The following is a 15641-nucleotide window of genomic DNA, read 5'->3' on the forward strand; positions in this document are numbered from 1 at the left end:
GACGTACCAAGCGATGGCGTGCGCAAATTGGACTCTTGAGTCGGGGAGCGGTGGCCCTCCTGGCTGCTGCCTCCCTCACGGTGGGCGTCGGCCATGTGCCCGCCGCCGCCGACCCGGTGGACGTGTCGGGGGAGCGGGCACTCGCGGTCTGGCTGATGAAGAGTGGCAGCCCGGTGCTCAGCTATGCGGCCGAGGCGGCGCTCGTCGGCAGTGACGCCGACGTCCACGCCTTCGTCACGACCGGCCAGCAGGTGGCCCGAGCGCAGGACGACCGGGTCCGGATCGCCGAGCTGATGGCGCTGAGCGGGCCGGCCGTGAACGCGGCGGCCCAGCAGGTGCTGCGCGGATCGGAAGCGGACGCCCGGGCATTCCTGGAAACCGGCTTCGTCGCTCCCATGCGGCAGGACCAGCGCGTCCGGATCGCCGAGATCATCACTCTCGGCGGGCCGGCCACCGATGCGGCGGCCCAGACGGCGTTGAACGCGGGGGACCAGGCGGTCGCCGAGTTCCTCGTGTCCGGGCAGTACCAGGCCCGCGTCCAGGACGACCGGATCGCGACCGCGGAGATCATGGCGGTCGGTGGCGCGAATGTGCGGGCGGCCGCACAGACGGCGCTGCGGGGCACCCCGGTCGACGTCCGGGAGTTCCTCGACCGGGGCCAGCACGTGGCCCGCGCACGGGACGAGGAGATCTTGACCGTCTCGCGCCTGGTCGAGTTGGCGACGCAGGCGCAGGAGACGGCAGCCCGGGAGACGCAGGCCGCCAAGGACGCCTCGGCGCGGGCGGTCACCGCCGCCCGGCTGGCGAAGGAGGCGGCGCAGACAGCGGCCGCCGAGACGGCGGCCGCGAAGGATTCGGCCAGCCAGGCGGCGGCAGCAGCCGCCCGGGCGGCCAACGCGGCCTCCCGCGCGGCTGCGGCGGCCCAGGAGGCGATCGGCGCGGCCAGCGCGGCCAACAACGCGGCCCGGGTGGCGTCCAACGCGGCGGCCAGGGCGGCCTCCGCGGCCGCGCTCGCGGGTCGTGCGGCCTCCGATGCGCGCGGTGCCGCCGCGGCGGCGGCCACCGACGCCAACAAGGCTAGCCTCGCCCGCCAGGCGGCGCAGCGAGCCCGGGACGTGGGCAAGGCGGCGCGTCGCGCCGCCGAGGCGGCCCGCGCCTCGGCGGACGCCGCGGAGGCCTCCGGCGGTGCCGCCGCGGCGGCTCGCAGCGCGGCGGCGAACGCGCAACTAGCGGCCAACGCCGCCGACGAGGCCGGTGGACACGCGAACGTCGCCGAGGAGCAGGCGCGGCAGGCGCGGGCGGCCGCAGCCAAGGCACGACGGTTGGCCGCTCGCGCTGATCGTGCGGCGGATGCTGCGCAGCGACTGGCGGCGACGGCGGCGACGGAGGCGCGGAAGGCGTACCGGTTCGCCCTCGACGCGGCGGGGCACGCGGAGGCCGCCGCCGCGGCGGCCGACGATGCCGCCGAGCATGCCGGTGAGGCTGCGGAGGCCGCAGCCCGGTCGACGGCGCATGCCGCCGCGGCTGCGGAGGCCGCCAACCTGGCCGGTGAGGCGGCAGCCCAGGCGGACGCGGTGGAGCAGGCCGCCCGGACGGCTGACGCCGAGCGCCTGACCATCGAGACCGAGGAGCGTCTGGAGGCGGCCGGCGAGGCGCGGCAGGAGGAACTCGACCGGCCGGTGCCACCGGCGTGGGACGTGCCGGAACTCGACCGACTGCACCCGGAGACCCGGCGGCTGCTCGACGAGGCCACGGCATCGGGAGCCCCCACGGAAACCGTTCTGCGCAGCGGTCGGTTGGCCGCTCTGCGGTTGGCCAACGAGGCCGGTCCCTGGACCCGGGCCGCCGCCGAGGATGCGCTGAGCGGTGCGGAGGCGGATCTGCGTCACTTCCTGACCGCCGGGCGGCTGACGGCGGCGGAACAGGACGACCGGGCGCGCGTGGCGCACCTGGCGGACACCACCGACAAGCCGGCACTGGCCCAGGCCGCCGAGGCGGCGCTCGCTGGTACGCACGCCACGATCGTCGACTTCCTTCGGCTGCCCATGTACGAGGGCAAGATCCAGGACGACCGTGTCGCCATCGCGGAGGTCATGGCTCGTGGTGGTCCCAGCACGGACGCCGCCGCCCAGGTCGCACTGAGGGGCACCCCGGCAGACGCCCACGCCTTCCTGCGTACCGGTCAGTACGCCGCCGCCGAGCAGGACGACCGGATCGCCATCGCCACCATCATGTCGGGTGCCGGTGCGGAGCTCACCGCCGCCGCCCGGATCGCCCTGGCGGGGCCACGGCAGGGCCTGCGTGACTTCATCACGGTCGAGCAGCACAAGGCCCGGCAGCGCGACCAGGAGACGGCCACGCACGTGGCGACCGTCCGCCAGTACGTCGCACAGGCCGCCGGAGTCGCCGCCACCGCGCGGGCCGACGCGGCGGAGGCGGCACGGGTCGCGGCGGTGGCCCGCAAGGCTGCCGCCGAGGCCGAGATGTACGCGCAGCAGGCGCGCGACGCGGCCGACGACGCGCAGGGGTACGCGGATCAGGCGGCTGTCTCCGCCGCCCAGGCCAAGGCCTCGGCGGAGGCCGCGGAGGCCGCCGCCAGGGCCGCCCGCGACGCGGCGAACTCGGCCAAGCGGGCTGCCGTGAGCGCGACCGCTTCGGCGGCGCAGGCGACCGCCTCCGCCGCCCAGGCGCGGAGCTTCGCCAACGACGCCTACGCCGCGGCTGCCGCGGCCCGCGCCTCCGCCATCGCGGCCGGCAAGGACGCGGCGCTGGCCGCCGAGGCGGCCCGCGAGGCGGCCGCGCACGCCATCGAGCTGCAGCGCCAGGAGGACGCCGCCACCCGGCAGGCCGAACAGGCGGAGGTAGACGGCGACCCCGGGCTCAAGGAGTACGAGAACTCGACCACGATGATCGAGTTCGATGGAGCGTGCTACCTCAATGGGATCAAACTTCCGGCGACGTTGGGTGTCGGTTCCTGTGCCGAGCTGGCGAAGGACTTCGACGCCTGGCTCGGCGATTGGGCTGGCAACATCAGCTGGGAGACCCTGCAGGGCAGGCCGGATGTCGCCGAGCAGCTGCTCTACGATTACTGCCAGAACACCCGACACGGCATCTCGTTCCCGTGGGACAGCCCGGACACCTGCGGGGCCGAGCTGAAGCGTCAGCTCAAGGATGTCGTCGGCACCCCGGTTGTCATCCGCTACATGGAGTCGGGCATCGGGCCGGCGGTGCGGCCGCTGGGTAAGGCGCTCGGGCTGGTGGGCAAGGTGCCCAGCGTCGCTCAGCTCTCCCGGGGCGCGCTCGCACGAGTGGGCGACTTCGCCAGCGAGGCGTCGGCGTTCAGCCACTACGCCAAGCACGTCAAGGGAATCATCCTGAAGAACGGCAAGACGCGGTTGAGGGTCGACGGGACGGGAAAGGTGGTCGCGCCGGACATGCCGGAGTTCGCGAGTTACTCTGCCTACCGGCAGGCGGCTCGCCAGTTCATGGGCGGCCCGAAGCCTCCGGGCGCCGTCGAGGGCGTCCGTAGGGGCGGTGACCTCGTCCGGGTGGACCCGAACACGGGCTGGTTCGGCATCCGTGCACCCGACGGTTCGATCCGCTCCTTCTTCCGCCCCACCGAAATGAGTCCGATGGACTACTTCCGTTCGCAGTTCACGCCATGACCGATCCCACCGGCTTCGCCGAACGTTTCCAGGCGGTGGTGGCCTCGACGGGCGCGCGTCCCCGCCTGCCCGGAGAGTTGTTGGCGCAGTGGGCCCAGTTCGTGGAGTTCTGCGAGGAGGGCTACGACGACAACCTCGACGAGTACGACAACGACCTGACGGTCCGAGACCTCATCGAGAGGGTGCTGAACGCACCGGCGCTCGAGGGCGTACCGGAGCTGCGCTGGATGCGGGAGCAGGTCGCGGAGTCGGACGAACGGTTCCGGGCCCTGCTCGGATCGGAGCCGCTCCCCTTCGAGGTGCCCCGTCCGTGGTGGCGTGCCCGCCTGCCCCGGTACGGAGGCGCGGAGATGGTGGACGACGCCCGCAGACGGTACGGCGTGCGGGTCGAACTGTCCGAGGAGTGATCGTGGTCGGGCTCCGGTCGACCGGCCGGAGCCCGACCAACACCCGCACCATCCTCGCCGGAGGCCCGGAGGCGCGACAGACGATGGCCCGTTCCGGTTCCCGGGGCGGGCCATCGGCGCTCGTAGTGAGGTGAGCCACTGCCCGCCGGGCGTGGCAGCGCCCCCAGGGTGGCTGCGGTGACCGGGGCGTACGCTCGATGGCGTGACGGTGAGCCGGGAGATCGACGACATCCTGCAGCGTGGCGCGGACGGCGGGCGGATCACGCCCGAGGAGGCGCTGCTGCTCTACACCGAGGCGCCCTTCCACGCGTTGGGCGAGGCGGCGGACGCGGTGCGCCGGCGGCGCTATCCGGACAACGTCGTCACGTACCTGATCGACCGCAACATCAACTACACGAACGTCTGCGTGACGGCGTGCAAGTTCTGCGCGTTCTACCGGGCGCCCAAGCACAAGGAAGGGTGGACCCACCCGACCGAGGAGATCCTGCGCCGGTGCGGCGAGGCGGTCGAGCTGGGCGCTACCCAGGTGATGCTCCAGGGCGGGCACCACCCGGACTACGGCGTGGAGTACTACGAGGACCTGTTCTCCTCGGTCAAGCAGGCGTACCCGCAGTTGGTCATCCACTCGATCGGCCCGAGCGAGATCCTGCACATGGCGAAGGTCTCCGGGGTGAGCCTGGACGAGGCCATCGCCCGGATCAAGACCGCCGGTCTGGACTCGATCGCCGGTGCCGGCGCGGAGATGCTGCCCGAGCGGCCGCGGAAGGCCATCGCGCCGCTCAAGGAGTCGGGCGAGCGCTGGCTGGAGGTCATGGAGCTGGCCCACCGGCAGGGCATCGAGTCGACCGCCACCATGATGATGGGCACCGGCGAGACGCACGCCGAGCGGATCGAGCACCTGCGCATGATCCGGGACGTGCAGGACCGCACCCGGGGTTTCCGGTCCTTCATCCCGTGGACGTACCAGCCGGAGAACAACCACCTCAAGGGCCGCACCCAGGCGACCACGCTGGAATACCTGCGGCTGGTCGCGGTGGCCCGGCTCTTTTTCGAGACCGTGCCGCACCTGCAGGCGTCCTGGCTGACCACCGGCAAGGACGTCGGGCAGCTCGCGTTGCACATGGGTGTGGACGACCTCGGCTCGATCATGCTGGAGGAGAACGTCATCTCCTCCGCCGGTGCGCGGCACCGCTCCAACCTGCACGAGCTGATCGGCATGATCCGCTCGGCAGACCGGATCCCGGCGCAGCGGGACACCCTCTACAACCGGCTCGCCGTGCACCACACGCCGGCCGACGACCCGACCGACGAGCGGGTGGTCTCGCACTTCTCCTCGATCGCGCTGCCCGGCGGCGGTGCGGGCAGGTCCCTGCCGCTGGTCGAGGTCAACTGACGCCCGTCTTCGCCCGGCCGTTCGGCTGACCACCGCTCATGCTCCCGCCGGAACGCCCCGGCGGTACGGGTGGTCCCGGTCGCCGCTCCGTCAGGCTGCTCGGCGCGGGGTGGTGGAGATGATCGCCGACGGCTAGCGTCGCGGCTCGTATCCGTCGCTACCGTCGGTCGCCGAGTTCGGGGCGATCGTGCTGGTGGCGGATGGTCTGACGGTCTTCGTCGTGGGCTCGTCCTCCATCGGCCCGTTGCGGGTCGTTCATATAACGCACGGCGGTACGGGCGGGATGGGTGACCATCCCGCCCGTACCGTCTGCCCAGCTCGGGCCGGACGGATGAAATCGCCTCCGCATGCTGGCGTGCGAGATCGACCTCCGATAGCGTCCGCTCGTTCCGCAACCAATTCTTTCTTCCCTACCCCCGGGGGACTGATGACAGCGTTCCACCACTCGGCCCTGGCGCGCGCTGGTGTCGTGGCTCTGCTCGCGGCCGGTGGCCTGGCCACCGTGGCCGCCCCCGCGCAGGCCGCCGACCAGGCCGATCTGGCGCTGGTGCCGCTCAGCTACGAGCTGGCCAAGGGTGTCAAGGCGGCCAAGGCCAAGCCGTTCAAGTTCCGGGTCGACAACAGCCGGAGCACGGTCGCCGCCAAGGGTGTCAGCTACACCGCCAACGTCAGCCAGTTGGACAAGAACATGGTCGGCGTCGTGGTGCCGGACGGCTGCCAGGTGAAGGGCAAGACGTTCACCTGCGCGCTCGGCGACGTGCCGGCCGGCACCAGCGAGGAGTTCGGCATCCCGCTGTTCTCCACCGGTGGTCGTGGTGACGCCGGCACGTTGGTGGTCACCATCAAGTCGACCACTGTCGACCCCAAGCGTGGCGACAACAAGGTCGAGCACGGGATCACCGTCGCCAAGCCCGGCTACGACCTGACCAGTTGGGTGCAGGACGTCCAGGCCAACGTCGTGGTGAACGGCGTCCAGGGCGACGATCCCGACCTGCGTCCGGTGCGGCGGGGCGAGACGGTGCCGTTGGACTGGGCGATCTACAACGACGGCAGTCGCAAGGCGACGGGCGTCTTCTACGGTCTGACCCTGCCGGTGGGCGTCACCTTCGCGCAGAAGCCGGAGGGCTGCATCGAGCAGGTGTTCCAGGACAAGCAGCAGCTGTTCTGCGAGGACGCCGGTGCGGTTTTGAAGCCCGGCGAGTACTACACCTCGGACGTCCGGGTGACCGTCGGCGACGACGTGACCGAGCCGGTGCTGCACGAGGGTGACCTCTTCGCGTACGGGCTGGACGGCGCCGCAGGGCAGGCCGAGGAGGAGCCGGAGGTGGCCAGCCAGGCGCAACGCAAGGCGTTCACCGAGGTCGACGTGATGGACAACCACACCACCTTCGAGGCGTTCGTGGACCTGACCGCGACGCCGACGCCCACGCCGACCGCGACTCCCACGCCCACGGCGACGCCGACCGGTACGCCCACGCCGACCGGGACGGCCACCCCGGGCACCGCCACCTCGCCGGCAGCCGGCGGCGGTGGCGGCGACGGCGGGTTGCCGGTGACCGGTGTGCAGGCCGGTCTGATCGGTGGCATCGGCGCGCTCATCCTGCTCGCGGGCGGTGCGCTGCTGGTGCTCTCCCGCCGGCGCAAGGTCGTCCTGGTCGCCCCCGGCGACGAGAAGTCGACCGACTGACGAACACGCCCCGACGCCGCTCGGACGAGAGCGGCGGCAGGCTGGCACGACGTGAGGGCGGGGTGGACGACCACCCCGCCCTTTCGCGTGCGTGGGCCGCGCGGCCACGGCACCCCGCCCTTTCGCGTTCCCCGGCACAGGCCGCGCCACCCTCCGAGCGTCGGTCGGTGGACGGCTGGCAGAGTGGTGGGGTGAGCCGTACTCCGCAGGGCCAGCGAGCCAGCCTGGACAAGCAGCCGCACGAGGTCGCCGCGATGTTCGATGGCGTGGCAGAGCGTTACGACCTGACCAACACGGTGATTTCGCTGGGTCAGGACCGCTCCTGGCGTCGGGCCACCCGGGCGGCGCTCGGATTGCGGCCGGGCGAGCGGGTGCTGGACGTGGGCGCCGGCACCGGCGTCTCGACCCGTGAGCTGGCCCAGTCGGGGGCGTACGCGGTCGGGGTCGACCTGTCGCTGGGCATGCTGTACGCCGGCAAGCGGTCCCGCCCCGAGGTGCCGCTGCTGGCCGGAGACGCGCTGCGACTGCCGTTCGCCGATGCCAGCTTCGACGCGGTGACCATCTCCTTCGCCCTGCGCAACGTCAACGACACCGATGCGGCGCTGCGGGAGTTGGCACGGGTGACCCGGCCGGGCGGGCGGCTGACGGTGTGCGAGTTCAGCACTCCGGTCAACCCGGTCTTCCGGACGGTCTACCTGTCGTACCTGATGCGGTCGCTGCCGGCGGTCGCCCGTGCGGTGTCGAGCAACCCCGAGGCGTACGTCTATCTCGCCGAGTCGGTCCGGGCCTGGCCGGACCAGGCCGCGCTGGCCGGGCGGGTCGCCGCGGCCGGGTGGGGACGGGTGGCGTGGCGCAACCTGACCGGTGGTGTGGTGGCTCTGCACCGGGGCATCCGCGAGTAGCGCTCGGCACCCCACACGGGCCGGTACGGACATTATTCAGGTTCCGTGAATATCGTCATTTAGTCCACTTTGCCCCGTACGCTGGACCCATGACCGGAGCAGACCCGGCGGACCCGGTGGCCGCCACCGACGACGACGCTGCCGAACTCATCGCGCAGTTGCGCGCGTTGGCCGGTGCCGATCCGGTGGAGGTCCGGCAGGTGGTCGCCGAAGTGTTGGCGGCACTCGACCGGGCGGCGGGTGGGGCGCTCCGTGAACATCTGCCGGAGACCATCCGGGTCGACGCGGGGCTCGACGCACCCAGTCCGGCCTGACACCTGGCTGCTGTGGACGGTCGTGGGCTGTCACATCGGCGAGTTAGGTACCCCTGATCCTGCGCTGGTATGACGCCGGTCATACACTCGTCCCGTCTGGCTTGTGAAGCATTTCACGAGCGTGCGGGAGGAGGCGCGAATGACCGCGGTGGAACACGATGCCGACGTCATCGTCGTGGGCGCCGGTCCCGGTGGGTCAGCGACCGCGTACCACCTGGCCCGGCACGGCGTACGGGTGCTGTTGCTGGAGAAGACCGAGTTCCCGCGGGAAAAGGTCTGCGGCGACGGGTTGACCCCGCGCGCCGTGCGCCAGCTGATCCGGATGGGTGTGGACACCTCGCCCGAGGCGGGCTGGCTGCACAATCGCGGCCTGCGCGTCATCGGTGGCGGCGTACGTCTCGAACTGGACTGGCCAGAGCTGGCCAGCTTCCCCAACTACGGCCTGGTGCGGACGAGGCTGGACTTCGACGACCTGCTCGCCCAGCGGGCGGTGGCGGCTGGCGCGAAGCTGCGAACCAACGTCAACGTGCTGGGTCCGGTGCTCGACGGCGACGGCCGGGTCACCGGCGTCGAGGCGGAGGTCGGCCCGGGCAAGGAGCCCACCACCTTCCACGCCCCGCTGGTCGTCGCGGCGGACGGCGTCTCCGGCCGTTTCCCGCTCGCGCTCGGGCTGGCCAAACGGGAGGACCGGCCGATCGGCGTGGCCGTCCGCCGCTACTACCGCTCGCCGGCCAAGCACGAGGACAACTACCTCGAATCCTGGTTGGAACTGCGCAGCAAGGACAGCGGCGACAACCTGCTGCCCGGCTACGGCTGGATCTTCGGCCTCGGCGACGGTCGGGTCAACGTCGGCCTCGGAGTGCTCAACTCGTCCTCCGCGTTCGGCAAGACCAACTACCGCCGGCTGCTCACCGACTGGCTCGCCAACACCCCGGAAGACTGGGGGATGACCGACGAGACCAACGCCGACGGCCCGATCCTGGGCGCCGCGCTGCCGATGGGCTTCAACCGGGTGCCGCACTACACCCGTGGCGTGCTGCTGGTCGGTGACTCGGGTGGCATGGTCAACCCGTTCAACGGCGAGGGCATCGCGTACGCGATGGAGTCCGGCGAACTGGCCGCGGAGGTCGTTGTCCAGGCCCTCGCGCGGCCGGCCGGCCCGGAGCGGGAGCGGGCGCTGATGGCGTACCCGAACGAGCTGAAGGCCCGGCTTGGCGGCTACTACCGGCTGGGCGGCATCTTCGTGAAACTGATCGGCCGCCCGGAGATCATGCGGATCGCCACCAAACACGGCATGCCGCACCCGACGCTGATGCGTTTCGTGCTCAAGCTGTTGGCCAACCTGACCGATCCGCGTGGCGGGGACGCGATGGACCGGGTCATCAACGCGATGACGAAGGCCGCGCCGGCCGTGTAGCGCGAGGAGTGAGCTTGCGAGCCCCGCAGTCGCGAACGAAGGCGGGAACCGTATAAGTAGGACGGCATCGGTGCTGGTCACGGCCCCGACGCTGACAAAGATCGACCCCCGCCGACTGCCACTGCGAGGGACGTGAATAGTGTGATTTTCGTCAAGCACCGAGGGCAGGGAAGGACGAGCAGGAGAAAACGATGTCGCTCTCGCCTTACGCACCGATCATCGGGCTGTTCGCCCTCGCCGCGGCGTTCTCGCTGTTTTCCGTCGGCGCCGCCCGCTTCGCCGGGCCCCGTCGCTACAACAAGGCCAAACTCGAAGCTTACGAGTGCGGCATCGAGCCCAGCCCGCAGCCGGTCGGCGGCGGGCGGTTCCCGATCAAGTTCTACCTGACGGCGATGCTCTTCATCGTCTTCGACATCGAGATCATCTTCCTCTACCCCTGGGCGGTCTCGTTCGACGCTCTGCCGATCTTCGGCTTCGTGGAGATGGTCCTGTTCATCGTCGCGGTCTTCGTTGCGTACGCCTACGTGTGGCGGCGCGGCGGCCTGGACTGGGACTGAGGAAGGAACGTCAGATGGGCATCGAGGAGAAGCTTCCCGCCGGCGTCCTGCTCACCTCGGTGGAGAAGCTGGTCAACTGGTCCCGGAAGTCGTCCGTGTGGGGCGCGACCTTCGGCCTGGCCTGCTGCGCCATCGAGATGATGGCCGCCGGTGGTCCGCACTACGACATGGGCCGCTGGGGCATGGAGGTCTTCCGGGCGTCGCCCCGGCAGGCCGACCTGATGATCGTGGCGGGCCGGGTGAGTCAGAAGATGGCACCGGTGCTGCGCCAGATCTACGACCAGATGGCCGAGCCCCGCTGGGTGCTCTCGATGGGCGTCTGCGCCAGCAGCGGCGGCATGTTCAACAACTACGCGATCGTGCAGGGCGTGGACCACGTGGTGCCGGTCGACATGTACCTGCCCGGCTGCCCGCCCCGGCCGGAGATGCTCATCGACGCGATCCTCAAGCTCCGCGAGAAGATCATGTACGAGCCGCTGGGCCCGAACGGCCGCAAGATGCTGGCGGCCCGCCAGGAGCGCGGCGACGTCCCGGTGGTGCCCTACGGCTCCATGCCCTCCTCGTACCGCAGCGACAAGGCCCGGCGCGCCGAGTGGACCCGCGCGGTCCGCGAGGGTCGCGAGGAGCAGCTGCGCATCGAGAACTGGATGAACGCTCAGAACCACCTCCACCCGCAGGTAGGCCCGAAATGACGTCACCCACGGACAAGCCCAACGACGGCGGCGTACCGCTGCCGGTGGTGCCGGCCGGCTCCACGAGCGGTGCCCCTGCCGAGTTCCCGCCGGCCAGCCCGGCCGGTCGCGGGATGTTCGGCAACCACGGCACCGGCGACGTGTCCGGCTACGGCGGCCTGGTCCGCCAGCGCACGCCCATCGAAGAGGCGTCCCGGCCGTACGGGGGCTACTTCGACGAGGTGCGCGACGCGTTGGAGGAGGCCTACCCCGCCTTCGGCGACGCGATCGAGAAGGTCGTGGTCGACCGGGGCGAGCTGACCCTGCACGTACGCCCGGAGCGGATCGCCGAGGTCTGCCAGGTGATGCGGGACGACCTGGCGCTGCGGTTCGAGCTGTGCTCGTCGGTCTCCGGCGTGGACTACCTGGGTGCCGACGAGCGCCGGCTGCACGTGGTCTACCTGCTCACCTCGATGACGTACCGGCGGCGGGTCCGGCTGGAGGCCGCGGTCTCCGTCGAGGCACCGCACCTGCCCAGCGTGACCGCCGTCTACCCGACCGCCGACTGGCAGGAGCGGGAGGCGTACGACATGTTCGGCATCGTCTTCGACGGCCACCCCAACCTGACCCGCATCCTCATGCCGGACGACTGGGAGGGTCACCCGCAGCGCAAGGACTACCCGCTCGGCGGCGTGCCCGTCGAGTACAAGGGGGCAGAGATCCAGCCGCCGAACGAGCGGAGGTCGTACCAGTGAGCGCGACGTCGAACTACGCCAGCGAGCACGAGACCGACGAGGGTCGCGTCTTCACCGTCACCGGTGGGGACTGGGACACGATCGTCTCGGGCACCGACCCGATCAACGACGAGCGGATCGTCGTCAACATGGGTCCGCAGCACCCGTCCACGCACGGGGTGCTGCGGCTGATCCTGGAGCTGGAGGGCGAGACGGTCCGCGAGGCCCGGTCCGTCATCGGCTACCTGCACACCGGCATCGAAAAGAACCTCGAATACCGCAACTGGGTTCAGGGCTCGACGTTCGTGACCCGGATGGACTACCTCGCTCCGATCTTCAACGAGACGGCGTACGCCCTCGCGGTGGAGAAGCTGCTCGGCATCACCGACGACATCACCGAGCGGGCCACCACCATCCGCGTGCTGATGATGGAGCTCAACCGGATCTCGTCGCACCTGGTCTGGCTGGCCACCACCGGCATGGAGCTGGGCGCGATCTCGATCATGCTGTACGGCTTCCGCGAGCGGGAGTACATCCTCGACATCTTCGAGACCATCACCGGTCTGCGGATGAACCACGCGTACGTCCGGCCGGGCGGTGTGGCGCAGGACGTGCCGGACGACGCGATCCGCAAGATCCGCGAGTTCCTCAAGATGATGCCGAAGAAACTCAAGGAGTACGAGGACCTGCTCTCCGGCCAGCCGATCTGGACCGAGCGGACGAAGAACGTCGCGGTGCTGGACGTGACCGGCTGCGTGGCCCTCGGCATCACCGGCCCGGTGCTGCGCTCCGCCGGCCTCGCCTGGGACCTGCGCAAGACCATGCCGTACTGCGGTTACGAGACGTACGAGTTCGACGTGCCGACCCACCCCGACGGTGACGTGTGGGGTCGCTACCAGGTCCGGCTCGCCGAGATCCGCGAGTCGATGAAGCTGGTCGAGCAGGCCCTGGACCGGCTCCGTCCGGGCCCGGTGATGGTCGCCGACCGCAAGATCGCCTGGCCGGCGCAGCTGGCCATCGGCGTGGACGGCATGGGTAACTCGCTGGAGCACGTCGCGAAGATCATGGGTCAGTCGATGGAGTCGCTGATCCATCACTTCAAGCTGGTGACCGAGGGCTTCCGGGTTCCGCCCGGCCAGGTGTACGTCGCCATCGAGGCTCCCCGCGGCGAGTTGGGCGTGCACGCGGTGTCCGACGGTGGCACCCGGCCGTACCGGGTGCACTACCGGGAGCCGAGCTTCGTCAACCTCCAGGCCCTCCCGGCGATGGCCGAGGGCGGCCTGATCGCCGACGTGATCGCCGGCGGCGCCTCGTTGGACCCGGTCATGGGGGGTTGTGACAGATGACGACGACGACTTTCACCGACGAGACCCGGGAGCGGGCGCGGGCGATCATCGCCCGTTACCCGGCGGACCGGTCCCGCTCGGCGTTGCTGCCGTTGCTGCACCTGGTGCAGGCCGAAGAGGGGTACGTCTCCCCGGCCGGGGTCGCGTTCTGCGCCGAGGTGTTGGGGCTGAACAAGGCGCAGGTCGGCGCGGTGGCCACCTTCTACACGATGTACAAGCGCAAGCCGACCGGTGACTTCCTGGTCAGCGTCTGCACCAACACCATGTGCAACGTGCTCGGTGGCCAGGAGGTCTACGACACCCTCGCCGAGCACCTGGGCGTGGGGCACGACGAGACGACCGCCGACGGCACGATCACGTTGGAGCACGCCGAGTGCCTGGCGGCGTGCGACTACGGCCCGGTGATGACCGTCAACTACGACTTCTTCGACGGCGTGGACGCGTCCACCGCGGTCGGTGTCGTCGACGAGCTGCGGGCGGGCGGGCGGCCGATGCCAACCCGCGGTGCCCGGCTCTGCACCCTCAAGGAGATGGCGGTGCAGCTCGCCGGCTTCGCCGACGAGCGCGAGGGCGCGGTCGCCGACGGCGAGCCGGGCGAGCCGACCCTGCGCGGGCTGCGGCTGGCCCAGCAGCACGGCGTCTCGGTGCCGGGCTTCGACCCGAACACCCCGATCCGCAGCAAGGCGGAGGCGGACAAGGCGGCCGCCGAGGCGAAGGCGAAGGCGGAGGCCGCCAAGCCGGCGCCCGTCGAGGCCAGCGCGGCGCCGGTCAAGGGTGGCGACGGGGCGTCCGCTCCGACCGGGGCGGACGGGGTCGCCGGGCCGGCGAAGCCGGCGGACGCCACCGGGCCGGCGAAGCCGGCGGACACCACCGGCAGCACCACGCCGGACGTCAAGGCACCGGACGACACGTCGCCGCAGGTGCGTACCGCCGAGACCCGGCAGCCGGACGCGGGCACCGCAGTGCCGGACGCCCCTGGCACCAAGGTCCCGACGGACGACACCGGCACCGCGCCCGCGGCTGGCGACGCACGGTCGGCCGAGGCCGCCGGCGTGGCGGCCAACGCGCCGGCCGGTGACGGCAAGCCCGCCGGCGACGAGGCCGGGGCGCAGGAGCGCAACCTCACCGAAGCGAAGGCCGGCACCGACGCCGACGGCGGCGGACCGGCGGACGCGAACGAAACGGGGGCCCAGAAGTGACCACTCCCCGCCCGGAGACGCTGGCCAAGCTGACGCCGGTGCTGACCAAGCGCTGGCTGTCGCCGGACGCCTGGCGCATCGGCACGTACGAGCAGCTGGACGGCTACGCCGCGCTGCGCAAGGCGCTCAAGGCCCACCCGGACGACCTGATCCAGCTGATCAAGGATTCGGGGTTGCGCGGCCGGGGCGGCGCCGGCTTCCCGACCGGCCTCAAGTGGGGCTTCATCCCGCAGGGCGACGGGAAGCCGCACTACCTGGTGGTCAACGCCGACGAGGGCGAGCCGGGCACCTGCAAGGACCTGCCGCTGATGACCCACGACCCGCACGCGCTGGTCGAGGGTGTCATCATCGCGTCGTACGCGATCCGGGCCAGCCGCGCCTACATCTACATCCGGGGCGAGGCGGTGCACGCCGCGCGTCGGCTGCGCAACGCGGTCCAGGAGGCGTACGACAAGGGCTACCTCGGCCGCAACATCCTGCGCAGCGGCTACGACCTGGAGCTGGTGGTGCACTCCGGCGCCGGGGCGTACATCTGCGGCGAGGAGACGGCGCTGCTGGACTCGCTGGAGGGGTTCCGGGGTCAGCCCCGGCTGCGCCCGCCGTTCCCGGCCACCCACGGCCTGTACGCGAGCCCGACGGTGGTGAACAACGTCGGCACCATCGCCAGCGTGCCGCCGATCGTGCTCGGCGGGGCCGACTGGTGGAAGAGCATGGGCACCGAGAAGTCCTCCGGGCCGATGATCTACTCGCTGTCCGGCCGGGTCGCCAACCCGGGCCAGTACGAGTGCTCGATGGGCGTCACGCTGCGCGAGCTGCTGGAGCTGGCCGGTGGCATGCAGCCCGGCCACAACCTGCGGTTCTGGACCCCGGGTGGATCGTCGACCCCGCTGCTCGCCGCCGAGCACCTGGACGTGCCACTGGACTTCGAGGGGGTGGCGGCGGCCGGCTCGATCCTCGGCACCACGGCCACCCAGATCTTCTCCGACCAGGACTGCCCGGTCTACGCGACGTACCGGTGGCTGGAGTTCTACCACCACGAGTCGTGCGGCAAGTGCACCCCGTGCCGCGAGGGCAACTACTGGATGGTCCGGGTCTACCGGCGGATCCTCGCCGGTCAGGGCACCCACGAGGACCTGGACACCCTGCTGGACACCTGCGACAACATCCTCGGCCGCTCGTTCTGTGGCCTGGGTGACGGCGCGACCAGTTCGGTGACCTCGTCATTGCAGTACTTCAAGCAGGACTACCTCGACTACATCGAGGGACGCACCGCACCCAAGCTGTCGGAAAAGACCTTGGTGGGTGCGCACTGATGAGCGCGAGGAACGAGCTTGCGAGTCCCGCAGTCG

13 protein-coding genes are annotated in these 15641 nt (G+C 71.1%); all 13 read left to right on the forward strand.

Going from position 1 to position 15641, the window contains the following annotated elements; translation table 11 throughout:
- The first annotated feature begins 35 nt into the window (after positions 1–35).
- The 13 genes from O7614_RS03165 to nuoF all read left to right on the forward strand — a co-directional run bounded on the left by O7614_RS03165 (position 36) and on the right by nuoF (position 15605).
- The gene (locus O7614_RS03165) at positions 36–3665 is read left to right on the forward strand and encodes an ALF repeat-containing protein (protein WP_278136994.1); all 3630 of its coding nucleotides are present in this window, start codon (positions 36–38) and stop codon (positions 3663–3665) included.
- Complete coding sequence (locus tag O7614_RS03170; RefSeq protein WP_278136995.1) at positions 3662–4072, forward strand: hypothetical protein; 411 nt, start codon at positions 3662–3664, stop codon at positions 4070–4072. Before O7614_RS03165 ends, O7614_RS03170 begins: the two co-directional genes overlap by 4 nt.
- Positions 4073–4274: 202 nt before the next feature.
- Entirely contained in the window at positions 4275–5465 is a 1191-nt protein-coding gene (mqnC, locus tag O7614_RS03175) for a cyclic dehypoxanthinyl futalosine synthase (RefSeq protein ID WP_278136996.1), read from the forward strand.
- Positions 5466–5892: 427 nt separating this feature from the next.
- On the forward strand, positions 5893–7152 hold the full coding sequence (locus O7614_RS03180; RefSeq protein WP_278136997.1) for a cell wall anchor protein: 1260 nt from the start codon (positions 5893–5895) through the stop codon (positions 7150–7152).
- Between the two features lie 191 nt (positions 7153–7343).
- A complete protein-coding gene (locus O7614_RS03185; protein WP_278136998.1) occupies positions 7344–8054 on the forward strand; it encodes a demethylmenaquinone methyltransferase in 711 nt (236 codons plus the stop codon).
- A gap of 89 nt (positions 8055–8143) precedes the next feature.
- Positions 8144–8368 (forward strand): hypothetical protein, encoded by a 225-nt coding sequence (locus O7614_RS03190; protein WP_130406437.1) that lies wholly within the window; start codon positions 8144–8146, stop codon positions 8366–8368.
- Positions 8369–8507: 139 nt separating this feature from the next.
- Positions 8508–9785 carry a geranylgeranyl reductase family protein gene (locus tag O7614_RS03195; protein ID WP_278136999.1) on the forward strand — a complete coding sequence of 426 codons (1278 nt, stop codon included), beginning with the start codon at positions 8508–8510 and terminating at the stop codon, positions 9783–9785.
- A gap of 191 nt (positions 9786–9976) precedes the next feature.
- Positions 9977–10342: an NADH-quinone oxidoreductase subunit A gene (locus O7614_RS03200; RefSeq protein WP_007454588.1), complete on the forward strand. Its 366-nt coding sequence runs from the start codon at positions 9977–9979 to the stop codon at positions 10340–10342.
- A gap of 14 nt (positions 10343–10356) precedes the next feature.
- A complete protein-coding gene (locus tag O7614_RS03205) occupies positions 10357–11034 on the forward strand; it encodes an NADH-quinone oxidoreductase subunit B (RefSeq protein WP_088986765.1) in 678 nt (225 codons plus the stop codon).
- Positions 11031–11768, forward strand: a complete 738-nt coding sequence (locus O7614_RS03210; RefSeq protein WP_278137000.1) for an NADH-quinone oxidoreductase subunit C — start codon at positions 11031–11033, stop codon at positions 11766–11768. Before O7614_RS03205 ends, O7614_RS03210 begins: the two co-directional genes overlap by 4 nt.
- Positions 11765–13093 (forward strand): NADH-quinone oxidoreductase subunit D, encoded by a 1329-nt coding sequence (locus tag O7614_RS03215; RefSeq protein ID WP_278137001.1) that lies wholly within the window; start codon positions 11765–11767, stop codon positions 13091–13093. Before O7614_RS03210 ends, O7614_RS03215 begins: the two co-directional genes overlap by 4 nt.
- A complete protein-coding gene (gene nuoE, locus O7614_RS03220) occupies positions 13090–14292 on the forward strand; it encodes an NADH-quinone oxidoreductase subunit NuoE (RefSeq protein ID WP_278137002.1) in 1203 nt (400 codons plus the stop codon). The genes O7614_RS03215 and nuoE overlap by 4 nt, the downstream gene beginning before the upstream one ends.
- Entirely contained in the window at positions 14289–15605 is a 1317-nt protein-coding gene (gene nuoF / locus O7614_RS03225; RefSeq protein ID WP_278137003.1) for an NADH-quinone oxidoreductase subunit NuoF, read from the forward strand. Before nuoE ends, nuoF begins: the two co-directional genes overlap by 4 nt.
- Positions 15606–15641: the final 36 nt, after the last annotated feature.

Origin of the sequence: Micromonospora sp. WMMD961 (assembly GCF_029626145.1) — a bacterium.
Lineage (GTDB): Bacteria > Actinomycetota > Actinomycetes > Mycobacteriales > Micromonosporaceae > Micromonospora.

Coding starts and splice junctions, on each gene's coding strand:
- O7614_RS03170 (WP_278136995.1), top strand. CDS start 3,662: ATGACCGATCCCACCGGCTTCGCCGAACGTTTCCAGGCGGTGGTGGCC.
- O7614_RS03180 (WP_278136997.1), top strand. CDS start 5,893: ATGACAGCGTTCCACCACTCGGCCCTGGCGCGCGCTGGTGTCGTGGCT.
- O7614_RS03190 (WP_130406437.1), top strand. CDS start 8,144: ATGACCGGAGCAGACCCGGCGGACCCGGTGGCCGCCACCGACGACGAC.
- O7614_RS03195 (WP_278136999.1), top strand. CDS start 8,508: ATGACCGCGGTGGAACACGATGCCGACGTCATCGTCGTGGGCGCCGGT.
- O7614_RS03200 (WP_007454588.1), top strand. CDS start 9,977: ATGTCGCTCTCGCCTTACGCACCGATCATCGGGCTGTTCGCCCTCGCC.
- O7614_RS03205 (WP_088986765.1), top strand. CDS start 10,357: ATGGGCATCGAGGAGAAGCTTCCCGCCGGCGTCCTGCTCACCTCGGTG.
- O7614_RS03210 (WP_278137000.1), top strand. CDS start 11,031: ATGACGTCACCCACGGACAAGCCCAACGACGGCGGCGTACCGCTGCCG.
- nuoE (WP_278137002.1), top strand. CDS start 13,090: ATGACGACGACGACTTTCACCGACGAGACCCGGGAGCGGGCGCGGGCG.